Raw genomic sequence first — 13,415 nt, forward strand, 5'->3', positions numbered from 1 at the left:
GCGATCGACGCCGTGAGCTCACCGGTGTTCGCTGCCGCGTCGATCGCGGCCTCGGTCGGCACCACCACCGCGAGCAGATAGGCGCGCACGCTGCTGCCGTAGACGAAGATCTGCCGGATCAGCGGGCTGCCCGCGAACACCGCCTCCAACTGCGCGACAGCGACGAACTCCCCTTGGGACAGCTTCAGCACATTATTGCGCCGATCCAGATACCGCAGCCGATCCGGGCCGATCTCGGCGACGATGTCGCCGGTGCGGTAGAAACCGTCGGCGTCGAAGACCTGCGCGGTGATATCGGGGCGCCGGTAATAGCCGGGGATCATGGTCGTGGTCTTGAGCAGCAGCTCACCACGCGGATGGGGGGTATCGGTGGTGCGGTAGCCGAGTTCGGGGACGTCGACGAGCTTGTAGTCGATCACCAGCGGCCTGCGCACCCGGTTGTCGACCACCAGACCACCACCGGCCTCGGTGGACCCATAGGCGTCGTGCACCTCGATCTCGAGCAGCGACTCCAGGAACGTCTTCAGCTCCGGCGCCAGCGGCGCGCTACCGGTCGACGCCGAAATCAGCCTGCCGCCGAGCACTTCGCGCCGCAGCTGCGCCCGCACCTGCTCCTCGGACCGGCCACCCGCCAACTCGCTCTGATACCGCTGGTAGATCATCTCGCTGACCCGCGGCACCAGCACCATCTCGGTGGGCCGCACCAGCGTGATGTCGTCGAACAACGTCGACATGTCCGCCGCGGCGGTGAAATACGCGGTGCCACCGCGCACCAGCACCCCGGCCAGGGCCAGCCGTCCGGCGAGATGACTCAACGGCATGTAGTTCACACTGATGGCCGGCGGGTTCGAGCCCGCCTTACGGGCCAGCCCCTGCAACCAGATCCCCGCGGCCAGCCGATCGGTGTACATCGCGCCCTTGGGCGTGCCGGTGCTGCCAGAGGTGTAGATCAGCATTGCCAGCGGGTCGGTATCCCGGTCCGCGAAATACGGTGCGACCCTGGGCATATCGCGGCCCGCCTCGATCACCTCGGCCAAGGTTTCGAGCGTGATCGACGTGCCGGCCAGTCGCTCCCGAGCCGTGGCCAGCGCGGACCGGTGCGCATCGAGCTCGGCGACGTGATCGATCACCACCAGCCGCCGCAGCCCCGGGCCGGCCAGCGCGCAGTCGACCGCACGGTCGAGCAGTTCGGGCGTGGATGCCAGCACCCGCGGTTCGGTCTCCGCGACGATCTGGGCCAGCGCCGGACTCGGCGCCCCTGCCTGCAGCGGCACCACCACCGCCCCGAGCCGCACGCAGGTCAGATCGACGATGGTCAACTCGACGCCGGTCACGCCGAGAACCGCGATCATCGTGCCTGCCTCGACTCCGGCCGTGCCCTGCCACGCGGCGGCTATCGCCTCGACTCGATCGGCCACTTCGGCATAGCTGAGGGTCTCGAAACGGTCGAGCCAGCGGCGTTCGGGCTGCCCGGTGACCGGATCGCGCACGATGTCGAACGCGCGCTGCCCGAGCGCGGGACGTTCGGCGTAGCCGGTGAGCACACTGGCCACGATCTGGGCGACACCGGTGCCGGGCGTCCGCACGGCATCGAGCACTGTCTCATCCGGCGCCGCCGCGCGGGCCTGGTGATCATCGCTGTACAGCTGAGCGATGCGCTGCCTGCGCCGAGCAGCCGGCGTCTCGATCGACATGGTGTTGGTGCCTCCCCTGGCCGGCCGAGCACGTCCTGAACGTTAGCGTGCCTAAGCAAGATGCCAGCCGGGGAGCGCTTACGCAGCCGCAATCGGGTGTGATACCAGTCACAAGGGTGCTGATGTCTCAAACGCGGCAGGGGGACCGGTCATTCGACCGAGCCGGGCACGAGCTAAGCGGCAGCCGGTTCGGCCAGTGCCTGCTCCCGCAGGCTCGCCAGCGTGCGCGACAAGATCCGCGACACCTGCATCTGGGACACACCGAGCCGTTCGGCGATCTGGTTCTGGGTCATCGACCCATAGAACCGCCACACCAGCACCTGACGTTCCCGCCGCGGCAGCGCGGCGATCAGCGGCCGCACCGCCATCGCATCCTCGAGCAGGCCGTAGCAGGGTTCCTCACTACCGAGCCTGCGCTGCACCGCACTGCCCGCGTCATCGTCGTCACGAGCGATCGACTCCAGCGAATTGCTCGTATGCCCATTCGCGGCGACCATCGCCTGCGTCAGCTGAGCCAGCTCCACCCCGAGCTCGGCGGCGACCTCACGGGCGGTCGGCACCCGTCCCAGCCGCTGCGACAGCGCTTCGGTGGCCGGACCTATCCGCAACTGAATGTCTTTCATCGTGCGCGGCACCCGCACCGCCCAGGTGCGGTCGCGGAAGTGGCGGCGCACCTCACCCATCATGGTTGGCACCGCATAAGCGAGAAACGTACTGCCGCGGCTGAGATCGAAACGATCCACGGCCTGGATCAAGCCCACCCTGGCCACCTGCTGCAAATCGTCGAAGGACTCACCGCGTCCACCGAAACGACGCGCGATGTGCTCGGCCAGCGGAAGGCACAGCTCGATGATTTCGTCGCGAACATGCGCGCGATGCGGATCGTCAGGGTCCAATGACTCGAGTTTGTCGAACCACGGCTCGATGTTCTCGTAACTGTCCGAAGAATCTCCGTATTTCCCCGCACCGGCACCGACTGATCGGGCCGCAGGAGCGGTTGTGGTGGTCTGAGCGTGCTTCGACTGGTTCATTGGGCCTCCTCGGTTCCCCAATCGGCTGACGTTCGGCTCGACCTGACTGAGGGGTACCCAATTTCCCGTAATCGAAAAGTGATCGCCCACGCCGCCGTTCGCCCCCGCGACGAACTGCACGGACGTGTCGGCGCCGCACACCCGGGTATGCCGGAAGCGAGTCGCATGATCCGCGACCAGAGCGCCGAACACGCGCACCGGGCATCGACAGGAAGGAACCGCGCATGGCAGGCACCGATCTCACCCAGCGCCGCATTCTGGCGATCGTCACCAATTACGGCGTCGAACAGGACGAACTCATGGTTCCCGTGCAGCATCTCCGCGACGCCGGCGCCACGGTCGACATCGCCGCCGAATCCGGCGACGCCATCCAGACCCTGGTGCACGACAAGAATCCCGGCACCACCGTCCAACCCACCGTCACCCTCGACGCGGTGAACCCGGCCGACTACGACCTACTGCTGATCCCCGGCGGCACCATCAACGCCGATTCGCTGCGCCTCAACGCCGCCGCCGTCGACATCACTCGCCGGATCGCGGCCGCGGGCACACCGATCGCCGCGATCTGCCACGGACCGTGGCTGCTCGTGGAAGCCGGCATCGTCGGCGACAAGACCCTCACCTCGTTCCCCTCCCTGAAAACCGATATCCACAACGCGGGCGCCGCCGACTGGGTGGACCGATCGGTCGTCTTCGACGACACCCACGGCTACCCGCTGATCACCTCACGCTCCCCCAAGGACATCGGCGACTTCATCGAACGCATCGGCCTCACCCTGGCCGAGCGAGCGGCCTGACCGCCCGCTCAGCCGTTGCCGCGACGACGCAGCCGCGCCAGATCGGCGTGCAGGGCGGCATTGGCGTCTTCGAGTTCGAGAATGCGGCCGATCCCGGCGAGGTTCACCCCATCGGCGGCCAGCGCCGCGATCCGATGCAGCCGCGCCAGATCGTCGCCGCTGTAGCGGCGGGTTCCGCCGTCGCTACGGGCCGGGGTGATCAGACCGTGCCGCTCGTACAGGCGCAGAGTCTGCACGCCGATGCCGGCCAGGTCGGCGGCCACCGAGATCGCATAGACCGCCTGCGTCGAGTCGGGGAGACGAGGCTCGAAACTCTCCTGCGTCATCCGTTCTCCTCACTCCTGCCATTCCTTTCAGATTTTCTATCCTAAGCCCTTGCGTTCATCTCACCGCCGAGCTATAACGAATCTATGTCAGATGACATAGGTTATCTGCTCATCGATACAGAGAATGGAGTGATCTGGAGGTGGCGACCATGCTGATGCGCACCGATCCGTTCCGTGATCTGGACCGACTGACGCAGCAGGTGTTCGGCACAGTGGCCCGCCCGGCCGTCATGCCGATGGACGCCTGGCGTGCGGGCGACGAATTCCTGGTCGAGTTCGACCTACCCGGCATCGACCCCGAATCGCTGGATCTCGATGTCGAACGCAATGTCGTGACAGTCCGCGCCACGCGTCCAGAACTGCAAGGCGACCGCGAGATGATCGCCGCAGAACGCTCCCGCGGCGTCTTCAGCCGACAGCTGTTCCTCGGCGACGGCCTCGACACCGACCACATCCGCGCCGACTACACCGACGGCGTACTGCGCCTGTCCATCCCGGTCGCGGAGAAGGCCAAACCCCGCAAGATCGCGGTCGAGCGGGCCGAACGGCGTCAGGCCATCGACGCCTGATCCGGCACGGCCCGGCACTCCTTCGAGGAGACAGGGCAATGATCGGAACGGACTCGCGCGAGGACCTGCTCGACACCGAACTGCTCCTGCTCGACCCCGACATCGAGCAGCTCTTCGCCGAAATGGACGCCATTGTGGCCGAAGCGCTGGCCCGTTGGCCCGCACCACAGCACCCCGGCCAACGGGTCCGGCCCGAGCGACCACCGCGCGCACCGACGCACCCCGCGCTCGTCGCGACGCTACGCCGGCGCATCCCGCCCGGCGTGCAGCCGACTCAGCGCGGCCCGCCGCACCGCGCGGTGTCCCCGCAACCGGCCGAGATCGACACGAGTGAGGTGATGCCCCTGTTCGACACGGACTCACAGCAACCCATCTCGAACACAGTCACTCTTCGCGGGGCGACCCGGAACCCTCCGGGCCGCCCCTGGCCCGTCACCCGATCGGACGCAGGGAGGTAACGCGATGACCCCGTTCCCCACCGGCAGCGACGCCGACCGCAGCGACCAGCACACCCTCGCCTACGCCACCGACGTCGACGCCGGACTCGACACCGCGGTACCCCCACTCACCACTCGCATCCGCGAAGCCTTCGACAACGCCGATACCGCCGACCGCATCGATCAAGCCTGGATCACCCCGCTGCCCGACGACGAGTACCCCCTCGCCTACTGACCGCGGGGACACCGGGCCATCAGCGATTCCCGGCCGCGACCCCGTGCTCCGCCAGAATCCGTTCGCGCTTACGCGGAGCGATATTGACCTTGGTGACATCACCGCCGTAATGCGCGAGCACCCGCGGATCCATCACCCGCCGCCACAGTGGAGGGACAGCGGCCAGCAAGATCATGGTGGCGTACCCCGCGGGCAGCTGCGGGGATTCGGCGGAACTACGCAGCGTCTGATACCGCCGCCCCGGGTTCGCGTGATGGTCGCTGTGGCGCTGCAAATGGAACAGGAAGATATTGGTCACCAACCGGTCGCTGTTCCAGCTGTCACGCGGCGAGCAGCGCTCGAACCGGCCGTTGGGGCGGCGCCTGCGCAGCAGACCGTAGTGCTCGACATAGTTGACCGTCTCCAGCAGGGCCGCGCCGATCACCGCCTGCAACAGCAGCCACGGCAACACCTCGAGCCCGAATGCCGCGATCAGCGAACCGAACAACACCACCGTCATCGCCCACGCCTGCACGATGTGGTTGTGCGGTGACCACCAGCCCTGGCCGTGCCGCTGCAACCGCTCACGTTCGAGCGCGATGGCCGAGCGGAACCCACCCGAGACGGTGCGCGGCAGGAACTCGTACAGCGACTCCCCCAGCCGCGCGCTCGCCGGATCCTCGGGCGTCGCCACCCGCACGTGATGACCGCGGTTGTGTTCGACGAAGAAATGCCCGTAACCGGATTGGGCCAAGGCGATCTTGGCCAGCCAGCGCTCCAGATGCTCGGCTCGATGCCCCAGCTCGTGTGCCGCATTGATCCCGATCCCGCTGACGAATCCCAGCGTGACCGCCAAGCCGAGCTTGTCGACGAAACTCAGCGCATCGCCCGCCCACATCGAGGACGCGATCACCAGTCCGAGCAATTGGATCGGCAGGAACATGTAGGTGCACCACCGGTAATAGTGGTTGTTCGACAGCGCCTCGTAGTCCTCGTCGCGGGGGTTGCTGCCGTCCTCGCCGACGATCAGATCGAGGACCGGAATCACGATCAAGACGATGATCGGACCGATCCACCAGAACACTTCGGATCCCGTGCGCAGCACCAACTGTGAGGGCAGCAGCGCACACCCCGGGGCAATCAGCCCCAATACCCACAGATAACGCTTCCGATCCTGAGGACCCCGCGATTCGCCCGCTTGCACTGAGACCAACTCCGAGTGTTGCCTTGTGGCCCCCCACAACGAATAAATCCGGATGCTCACCCGGCCCGTTACAGCCGGCGCAAATCATTGGCATCCCGATTCTCGCACCCGCGACTCGAGTAGATCAATACAGATGATCATGCCCCTTGGATCAACCAAGCGACCGTTCGGATAGGGCCCAATAAAAAGGACAGACGCCGTTCAATTTGCGGAACGGCGTATCGCCGGGCGCCCTACTTTTCCCGCAAACCCGCTGAGCCACATCGTGATCCAGTCGATACCGCTATATTTCGAAAAGATCCGTACCCACATCGACCGGTGCTTTGAAATGCGCGATCCGATCGGCACGCCCGGCGAGCTCAGCCGTGGGCGCCGCAATTATCCGCTCGTGCAGAAACCACACCCATACCACCGAATCGAGCCACCGGATCGTCGAGCAAACTACAGTTTGCAGTGAACGACGAAACCAAGGGGCCGAGACCGATCGCGCCCGACCGGCCGGGCACCCTCGGGAAGGGACCGCACCGATGCACCGCGGCCGAATCAGCACACCCGGGCGAGCTCCCGGAGCCCTCCCATGACCCGCTGGTTCACCGACACCATCGTCGACAACGGCCGCCTGCCGCTGCTGTTCATGATGGTTGCCTTCCTGCTGACGTTCCTGTTCATCCGGATGAGCACCCGGATGATCCGCGCCGAAGTCTCCTGGTGGCCCGGCAACGTCACCCCGGGCGGCCTGCACATCCACCACGTGATCTTCGGACTCGTCACCATGCTGGTCTCCGGCCTACTGCTGGTCGCGCTCGCCGCGCACGAAACACCGGTCCTCAACTGCGTGCTCGCCACCTTCTTCGGCATCGGATCCGCGCTGGTACTCGACGAATTCGCCCTCGTGCTGCATGTACGCGACGTCTACTGGAGCGAGGAAGGCCGCAGCAGCATCGACGCCGTCATGGTCGCCTTCGCCATCTCGGTGCTGTTCCTGCTCGGCATCCACCCCCTCGGCCTCGCCGACGACTTCGACGAATACACCGACGACGGCGAAGTCGCCACCCTCATCGCCTCGATCGCCGGTCTCACCATCCAATACGGCCTCGCCGCCATCACCCTGCTCAAAGGCAAATACTGGACCGGCTTCCTCGGCCTGTTCTTCCCACCACTGCTGATCGTCGGCGCCCTCCGGCTCAGCAGGCCGACCGCGCCCTGGGCGCGGTGGCGCTACCGCCCGGGCTCATCGAAACTCGCCAAAGCCACAGCCCGTGAAACCCGCTACCGGGAGCCGGTGGTCCGCGCGAAGATCACCGCCCAGGAATTCGTTTCGGGTCGCTTCACCACACCCGAACCGGCTGCCGAACCGGAGACGAGCAGAGTTGGGCGAACCGGCAGCGGACACGAACTCTGATGCGGCGAAGGCTCGGACCGTCCGGCGGCGGGCCGCCGACTAGGCGGTAGTCCGTACTCGACGCTCTCCTCCCCTCGCGGCATACTGTCCCGCCGGCTGTAGCTCGGCCCCTCGAGGACTTGGGCCGACCGATTCTGATGAACCGCACCAGGCCCTCACGCCTCTTTGCTGTTTTTACGGAGGGTCGTGTATGGGCGACGTTGGCTATTAGGGTGAGGCACATTCATAGATGCGCATATCTACGTATCGGCAAGATTAACACAGCGAGATTATCGGACCCCTTCTCATACCGAACTTCAGCCCCCACTCGCTCAAACCGGTAGCCGAGCTACGCCGGACCACACTTCCCTGGCCGACATAGTTTGAGTGTCCACCGCCCCTCCCCCATGTCGCCGTGGACGACAACTACACGCCTCAGCTCCCCCGGTCGAACGATCCGAGTCCCTCCTGGTCGTAATACTCGAGCGTGAGCTCATCACCGTCGAAGGTCGCCTTGGAGACCGAGCCGGGGGCGGCGTTCTCCCCGGAGGGTGTGAAGACGAAAGTGTCGCCATCCCAGTGAGTCAGCGGGAAGGCCGTATTCTTCGGGCCGAGCGTCAGGGTCAACGCGCCCGCGGTTTCGGTGATGGTCGCCGGGCCGTAGTACGGGTTGTCGTAGACGCCCGCGTAGTCGGTCAGCGGGCGGGCCGGAGCCGGGTCGGCGGGCGCGGTGGCTCCGGCCAGTTCGCCGGTGGGCGCGCTCATCGGCGCGAACGCTTCCCGGTAGAGGGCTCGCCAGTCCTGCCGGATCTCACCGAATTGCACCAGGTCGGCGAACTCGGCGTTGAGCGTCTCGGGTACGCCGATCGGTGCCGCGTTGGTCAGCGTCACGATGCCGACGTCGGCCGAGGGAATCAAGGTGAACGCGGTCGCCGCTCCGAGTTCGAATCCGCCGGAATGGCTGAGCATCACCCGTCCGGCCGCGGATTCGGAAACATTGAAACCGAAGCCGTAGAAGCTGGCGCGTGCGTCGGCCGATTGCGGTGGGTGCGCGACCGACTGCGGTGAGATCGCGGGCAGCAAGTCCTGCGGTTCGATCAAGGCGCGCCCGTTCACCGAGCCGTTCGCGAGCACCATCGTCATCCATTTCGCCATGTCCGTCACCGAGGAGCTCACTCCCCCGGCCGGCGATTGCGCGTCGGGCTGTCGTCCCGGATTGGTGACCCGGTATTCGCCGTCGACGAAGGTGTGACCGTCGGCCCGGTTCGCGCGTTCGGCGAATTCGCTGTAGCGCGAACTCGTGGCGGTCATGCCGAGCGGCTCGTACAACTCGCGGGCCGACAGTGTTTCCCAGTCGGTGCCACCGGCGCGCGCCACGGCCATGGCGGCGGCGGTGACCCCGAAGTTGGTGTACTCGTACGAATCGCGGAAGGGTCCGAGCGGCAGCAGACGCAATCGCTCGACGACCTGTTCGCGGTCATAGCCGAGATCCTCGAGCAGGTCACCGGCGTGATCGGGTAGTCCGGACCGATGGGCATACAGGTCGCCGACGGTGACATGGTCGGTCACGTAGGGGTCGCCGAGAGCGAAGGACGGCATCAGCTCCTCGAGCGGCGAATCCCACTCGACCTTGCCCGCCGACACTTGTTGCGCCACCACCGTCGCACCAACCGATTTCGACACCGACGCCAGCTGGAACACCGTGTCGGGCCCGACCTCGCTCTTGCTGTCGACATTGCCGACGCCGAAACCCTCGCTGTAGACCACCCTGCCGTCGTGCACGATGGCCACCGCCATCCCGGGGATTCCGGAGGATGCCATCAGCTCCTCGGCCAGCCCACCGACCCGATCGACCGCCTCGCCGACTCGGCCATCCGGGATCGCGACACCCGCGACCTGGTTGGGCAAGACCGAATCGGTCGCCGACGGCGTCGTACTCGCCGACTCCGCCGGTTCCTCACTCCCGCAACCGCTCACCACTAGTCCCGCGGCGACAACAGCCGCGAGAGCCCCGAACCTCGACCGCCGACGCTTCATTACGTCGCCTCCTGGGTGTGGCACGCCCCCGTCCGACAGTAATGCACCCGGGTACCCGGCGGAAGATCATCGATGCGGGCCGCTACGCCGGTGACGTCCTCGACCGACCCCGGCGGCTACCGGCGCTGTGTGCCCGGATCTCTTCGGTGGCCGCTCGGAAAGCAGGTGCGGCCCGAGCGAAATAGTCGAACAACAGGGCGCGCTGCTCGGGGGTGTAGTGGTCGAGGACTTCGGCCAGGTGCCGGCGGGCAGGGCCGACGACCTGCTGGATGCGATCGAGGGCTTCGGGCACCGGCTCGACGAGCACACGCCTGCGGTCATTCGGGTCCGCCGTTCGGCGGGCGAAACCGGACTTCTCCAGCCGGTCGATCAGGCGGGTGGTGGCGCCTGTGGTGAGCCCGGCCCGGGTGGCGAGCTCCCCCGAGGACAGGGCGCCGTGGAACGCGATCAGGCTCAGCGCGTACCACTCCGAGGTGTGCAGACCTGCGGCCTCCGCGCTGGCGAGGCCTTGCAGGCCCACCGCGTCCAGGTACTGCCGGAAGATCACATGTTCGCGGTCACCATCCGCCGTACTTGCCATCAGGTCGCCTCGCCTCGTACATTCAATTTATCTGCATCTGAGCAGATACTTCTTGCATGCAGTATCTGCGCCATTCTAACCACCGAGGGAGTGATTCACCATGCAGCAGGACATCGCCGCGGTGAGAGCGGTCATCGACGGTCTGGTCGCCGCCTGGGCCGCCCACGACGCCGAGGCCTACGGCGCACTGTTCACTGAGGACGCGAGCTACATCAGCTTCGTCGGCACCGTCTACCGCGGCCGACGCGATATCGTGAGCAGCCATCGCGCGCTGTTCGCGAAGTTTCTCGCGGGCACGAAACTCGCCGACGAGGTTCTCGACATCCGATTCTGCGGAACCGATACAGCCGTGGTCACCAGCCGGGGCGATACCTACAAAGGCGGGCGGCCGCGCAAGCTGAGCAAGGTCCAGACCTACACGATGGTCCGTGACACCGACGGACAGTGGCGCGTGGCCGCCTTCCAGAACACCCAGCGCAAACCGGTCATGGAGAAGATCTCGTTCCTCGTCTCCCCCGACACCGTCCCCCGGGCACAGCAGTGATCATTTCTCAGGACGGTTGTCCATAACAGGCGACCAGCGCGGCTGCGCGATCGTGAAGACGGGTGCGCAGCCATTGCGGCGCAAGAGCTTCCGCGTCCGTGGCGAGCTGCCACAGGGCCCATTCCGCGTGCCGGGCATCTTGGAAACTCACCTCGAGGCGTAGTCGACCGTCCGTGTCGGAGTCCTCGGCATGCACGGCCAGGGCGGTAGCGACCAGGTCCTCGCGCCGTGCCGGATCCACCAGCGCCCGCACGGTGACCTGGTCGCCACCGGCACGAAAACGTGTGCTGCGCTCCTGCCAGACACGATCCAGATCGACCCGGCCCGCCCGCTGCGCGGGTTCGGGCAGTTGCTCGGCGGCCAGCACTCGCGACAGCCGATAGGTGCGATCCGCACCCGCTCGGGTGGCCAGCAGATAGACGTGATCGCGCACAGTGACCAGGCCGATCGGGTCCACCGTTCGCCACGTCGGGGCCTGGTCCACGGCGGCGTAGTGGATGCGCAGTTTGTGTCCGGTGAACACAGCACGGCGAACCTCGGCGGCCACGGCCTCGGGCACCTCGTCCTCGACCAGCCGACGTGAGAGCAGATCGGTCTCGGGATCGACGAGCAGCCGCCCGGCCACCTCGTCGGCGGTGGCCCGGTAGCTGTCCGGCAGCGCATCGACCACCTTGAGCATTGCCGAAGCCAACGCCGAGCCGAGACCGAATACCTGTGCGCCACGCCGGGATCCGGCCACCAGCAGGGCGAGTGCCTCGTCATGGTTGAGTCCGGTGAGCTCGGTCCGGAATCCCGGTAACAGCGCGAAACCGCCGTGTCTGCCGCGTTCGGCGTACACCGGGACGCCCGCCGTCGACAGCGCTTCGATGTCGCGCAGGACCGTGCGCGTCGATACCTCGAGCTCGTCGGCCAGCTCCGCCGCCGTCAGCCGGCCACGCCGGCGCAGCAGCAGCACCAGCGATACCAGCCGATCAGCGCGCACACCGGAAATCTTCCCAGAAATACCTGACACAGGATGTCGTGAATCGTTGGAAGGCTCGTCAACACGGCGCCTAGAACAGGCGGCGGTAGGTACCTCGACAATGCGAATGGAGCTGAAGTGGTAGCGCAACGAACGGCAGTGAACCCGGTGACGTGGTCGCTGGAGATGGGGTTCAACCAGGGCGAACTCGTTTCCGGGCACACCCGGACGCTGTACTGCTCCGGCCAGACCGCGATGGGCGAGGACGGCACTCCCCAGCACGACGGCGACATGGCGGCGCAGTTGGCCCTGAGTCTCGACAATGTCGAAGCCGTGCTCGGCAAGGCAGGAATGTCGCTGGCGAACCTGGTCCGGCTCAACGTTTATACGACCGACGTCGACCTGCTCTTCCAGCATTACGGCGTGCTGGCCGCGCGATTGGGCGCCGCCCAGGTAGCCCCGGCCACCACGATGCTCGGCGTCACCCGCCTCGCGATCCCCGGCCAGCTGGTCGAACTCGAGGCGACCGCCGTCGACTGATGCTCGCCCCGTCGCCTCTGGTTGCGATGCCGGAGGCGGCGGGTAGCCGGAAGGTGACGATCACCCGTCGTACGACACGTGGGGCGTCCAGTCGTCATCGGGCCGCTGCACCGCTGCCCACATGGCTTCCGCGATGGGCGGCGGGGAGAACGGACCCGTCTCGGCCAGCAGGCCGTTGATCTGGACGGCGACGGCCCTGATCCCTTCACCAGCCAGGGCGGTGTCGAGACTGGTGACGAGATTGCGTACGCCGGCCTTCTGCACACCGAGCGAAGCCGCGCCGTGCCACGGCTTGTCGGCGGCCGCGCTGCCCGTCACCAGGATGCGCGCCCCGCGCGACATGAAGCGGTATGCCGCCTGTACCGCGGGCAGCAGTGCCGCGACACCGAAAGTGACGTCCTCGAGCAGTTCGGCCACGGTCAGGTGCAGCGGATCCTTCTCCCGCCACGCGCTGGGATTGAAATGCAGCAGATCGATGCGGCCGTGGCGGGACCCGATCTCGGCCACCACGCGGCTGATGTCGTCCGCATCGAGCAAGTCGATGGCGGCGCCCTCGGCAGAGAGGCCGTCGGCGGTGAGCATGTCCGCCAGTCCGGCGGCATCCTCGGTGGTGCGGGCGGTGAGCGCCGCATGGTAGCCCGCGCGGGCGAATCGGCGCGCGACCGCGACACCGAGACCGGGCCCTGCGCCGATCGTCAGATGGACGGGAGTGGTCATCCCGCCAGGCTAAGTCGCCGGAGCCACTCCTGCGAGGACGCTCCCCGCGCCGGTTACTTTCACACGCGTGAGCGCTCCCCCAAGGCAAGCTGGCGGCAGGGCCCACCACCTACCGCCCGGATCGCCGGCATCGATGACTCCGCAGCCGAGCAATCCCACTCGCAGCCACCCCGGCGCCGACAGACGCCCGGTACGCACCCCAAGCCCCTCTCCCCAACAAACCACCAGGTCAGGGCGCGATTTGGCGCTTACCCTGAGCATCCGATAATCTTGCTGGGCACACCGGTCCGGGTGGCGGAATGGCAGACGCGCTAGCTTGAGGTGCTAGTGCCCTTTATCGGGCGTGGGGGTTCAAGTCCCCCTCCGGACACAGACACTACGCA

General features: G+C 66.7%; 15 protein-coding genes and 1 tRNA gene. 8 read left to right on the top strand and 8 right to left on the bottom strand.

Annotated features, from left to right (window positions below; genetic code table 11):
• Together GV790_RS10200 and GV790_RS10205 are read right to left on the bottom strand one after the other, a co-directional pair.
• A partial coding sequence (locus GV790_RS10200) for an AMP-binding protein (protein ID WP_163812977.1) occupies positions 1-1,694 on the bottom strand: 1,694 nt, incomplete at its 3' end.
• Between the two features lie 173 nt (positions 1,695-1,867).
• Positions 1,868-2,725, bottom strand: coding sequence for an RNA polymerase sigma factor SigF (locus tag GV790_RS10205; RefSeq protein ID WP_228805988.1), 858 nt, complete (start codon positions 2,723-2,725; stop codon positions 1,868-1,870).
• A gap of 224 nt (positions 2,726-2,949) precedes the next feature.
• Between GV790_RS10205 and GV790_RS10210 the strand changes: the two genes are divergently transcribed.
• On the top strand, positions 2,950-3,522 hold the full coding sequence (locus GV790_RS10210; RefSeq protein ID WP_163812978.1) for a DJ-1/PfpI/YhbO family deglycase/protease: 573 nt from the start codon (positions 2,950-2,952) through the stop codon (positions 3,520-3,522).
• An 8-nt stretch (positions 3,523-3,530) separates the two neighbouring features.
• On the opposite strand, the gene GV790_RS10215 is transcribed toward GV790_RS10210, so the two are convergent.
• Positions 3,531-3,848, bottom strand: coding sequence for a MerR family transcriptional regulator (locus GV790_RS10215; RefSeq protein WP_163812980.1), 318 nt, complete (start codon positions 3,846-3,848; stop codon positions 3,531-3,533).
• Positions 3,849-3,982: 134 nt separating this feature from the next.
• Here GV790_RS10215 and GV790_RS10220 point away from each other — a divergent pair, with 134 nt between their 5' ends.
• From GV790_RS10220 to GV790_RS10230, 3 genes are read left to right on the top strand one after another with little or no spacing between them, the layout of a single operon-like run.
• Entirely contained in the window at positions 3,983-4,417 is a 435-nt protein-coding gene (locus GV790_RS10220) for an Hsp20/alpha crystallin family protein (RefSeq protein ID WP_280211720.1), read from the top strand.
• Between the two features lie 38 nt (positions 4,418-4,455).
• Entirely contained in the window at positions 4,456-4,875 is a 420-nt protein-coding gene (locus GV790_RS10225) for a hypothetical protein (RefSeq protein ID WP_163812984.1), read from the top strand.
• 4 nt (positions 4,876-4,879) lie between these two features.
• Positions 4,880-5,089 (top strand): hypothetical protein, encoded by a 210-nt coding sequence (locus GV790_RS10230; protein ID WP_163812986.1) that lies wholly within the window; start codon positions 4,880-4,882, stop codon positions 5,087-5,089.
• Between the two features lie 19 nt (positions 5,090-5,108).
• Here the strand turns inward: GV790_RS10230 and GV790_RS10235 are convergent, their stop codons facing one another.
• Positions 5,109-6,281 carry an alkane 1-monooxygenase gene (locus GV790_RS10235; protein WP_163812988.1) on the bottom strand — a complete coding sequence of 391 codons (1,173 nt, stop codon included), beginning with the start codon at positions 6,279-6,281 and terminating at the stop codon, positions 5,109-5,111.
• 568 nt (positions 6,282-6,849) lie between these two features.
• On the opposite strand from GV790_RS10235, the gene GV790_RS10240 reads away from it, so the two are divergent.
• On the top strand, positions 6,850-7,674 hold the full coding sequence (locus GV790_RS10240; protein WP_163812990.1) for a hypothetical protein: 825 nt from the start codon (positions 6,850-6,852) through the stop codon (positions 7,672-7,674).
• A 414-nt stretch (positions 7,675-8,088) separates the two neighbouring features.
• Here the strand turns inward: GV790_RS10240 and GV790_RS10245 are convergent, their stop codons facing one another.
• Both GV790_RS10245 and GV790_RS10250 read right to left on the bottom strand, forming a co-directional pair.
• A complete protein-coding gene (locus tag GV790_RS10245; RefSeq protein WP_163812992.1) occupies positions 8,089-9,690 on the bottom strand; it encodes a serine hydrolase in 1,602 nt (533 codons plus the stop codon).
• A gap of 82 nt (positions 9,691-9,772) precedes the next feature.
• Positions 9,773-10,270, bottom strand: a complete 498-nt coding sequence (locus GV790_RS10250) for a MarR family transcriptional regulator (RefSeq protein ID WP_163812994.1) — start codon at positions 10,268-10,270, stop codon at positions 9,773-9,775.
• Positions 10,271-10,370: 100 nt separating this feature from the next.
• Here GV790_RS10250 and GV790_RS10255 point away from each other — a divergent pair, with 100 nt between their 5' ends.
• Positions 10,371-10,814 carry an SgcJ/EcaC family oxidoreductase gene (locus GV790_RS10255; protein WP_163812996.1) on the top strand — a complete coding sequence of 148 codons (444 nt, stop codon included), beginning with the start codon at positions 10,371-10,373 and terminating at the stop codon, positions 10,812-10,814.
• A gap of 7 nt (positions 10,815-10,821) precedes the next feature.
• Here GV790_RS10255 and GV790_RS10260 read toward each other — a convergent pair whose 3' ends face one another.
• Complete coding sequence (locus tag GV790_RS10260) at positions 10,822-11,796, bottom strand: helix-turn-helix transcriptional regulator (protein ID WP_163812998.1); 975 nt, start codon at positions 11,794-11,796, stop codon at positions 10,822-10,824.
• Between the two features lie 165 nt (positions 11,797-11,961).
• Here GV790_RS10260 and GV790_RS10265 point away from each other — a divergent pair, with 165 nt between their 5' ends.
• A complete protein-coding gene (locus tag GV790_RS10265) occupies positions 11,962-12,315 on the top strand; it encodes a RidA family protein (RefSeq protein WP_163813265.1) in 354 nt (117 codons plus the stop codon).
• A 60-nt stretch (positions 12,316-12,375) separates the two neighbouring features.
• Here GV790_RS10265 and GV790_RS10270 read toward each other — a convergent pair whose 3' ends face one another.
• Positions 12,376-13,032 (bottom strand): SDR family oxidoreductase, encoded by a 657-nt coding sequence (locus GV790_RS10270; RefSeq protein ID WP_163813000.1) that lies wholly within the window; start codon positions 13,030-13,032, stop codon positions 12,376-12,378.
• 285 nt (positions 13,033-13,317) lie between these two features.
• Here GV790_RS10270 and GV790_RS10275 point away from each other — a divergent pair.
• Positions 13,318-13,402: transfer RNA gene (locus GV790_RS10275), tRNA-Leu, on the top strand.
• Positions 13,403-13,415: the final 13 nt, after the last annotated feature.

It is taken from the genome of Nocardia cyriacigeorgica (assembly GCF_010858045.1).
GTDB lineage: Bacteria > Actinomycetota > Actinomycetes > Mycobacteriales > Mycobacteriaceae > Nocardia > Nocardia cyriacigeorgica_E.

Excerpts from the sequence above, each read along its gene's own strand:
- GV790_RS10205 (WP_228805988.1), bottom strand. The coding sequence starts at position 2,725 with ATGAACCAGTCGAAGCACGCTCAGACCACCACAACCGCTCCTGCGGCC.
- GV790_RS10210 (WP_163812978.1), top strand. The coding sequence starts at position 2,950 with ATGGCAGGCACCGATCTCACCCAGCGCCGCATTCTGGCGATCGTCACC.
- GV790_RS10215 (WP_163812980.1), bottom strand. The coding sequence starts at position 3,848 with ATGACGCAGGAGAGTTTCGAGCCTCGTCTCCCCGACTCGACGCAGGCG.
- GV790_RS10225 (WP_163812984.1), top strand. The coding sequence starts at position 4,456 with ATGATCGGAACGGACTCGCGCGAGGACCTGCTCGACACCGAACTGCTC.
- GV790_RS10230 (WP_163812986.1), top strand. The coding sequence starts at position 4,880 with ATGACCCCGTTCCCCACCGGCAGCGACGCCGACCGCAGCGACCAGCAC.
- GV790_RS10240 (WP_163812990.1), top strand. The coding sequence starts at position 6,850 with ATGACCCGCTGGTTCACCGACACCATCGTCGACAACGGCCGCCTGCCG.
- GV790_RS10245 (WP_163812992.1), bottom strand. The coding sequence starts at position 9,690 with ATGAAGCGTCGGCGGTCGAGGTTCGGGGCTCTCGCGGCTGTTGTCGCC.
- GV790_RS10250 (WP_163812994.1), bottom strand. The coding sequence starts at position 10,270 with ATGGCAAGTACGGCGGATGGTGACCGCGAACATGTGATCTTCCGGCAG.
- GV790_RS10255 (WP_163812996.1), top strand. The coding sequence starts at position 10,371 with ATGCAGCAGGACATCGCCGCGGTGAGAGCGGTCATCGACGGTCTGGTC.
- GV790_RS10265 (WP_163813265.1), top strand. The coding sequence starts at position 11,962 with ATGGGGTTCAACCAGGGCGAACTCGTTTCCGGGCACACCCGGACGCTG.
- GV790_RS10270 (WP_163813000.1), bottom strand. The coding sequence starts at position 13,032 with ATGACCACTCCCGTCCATCTGACGATCGGCGCAGGGCCCGGTCTCGGT.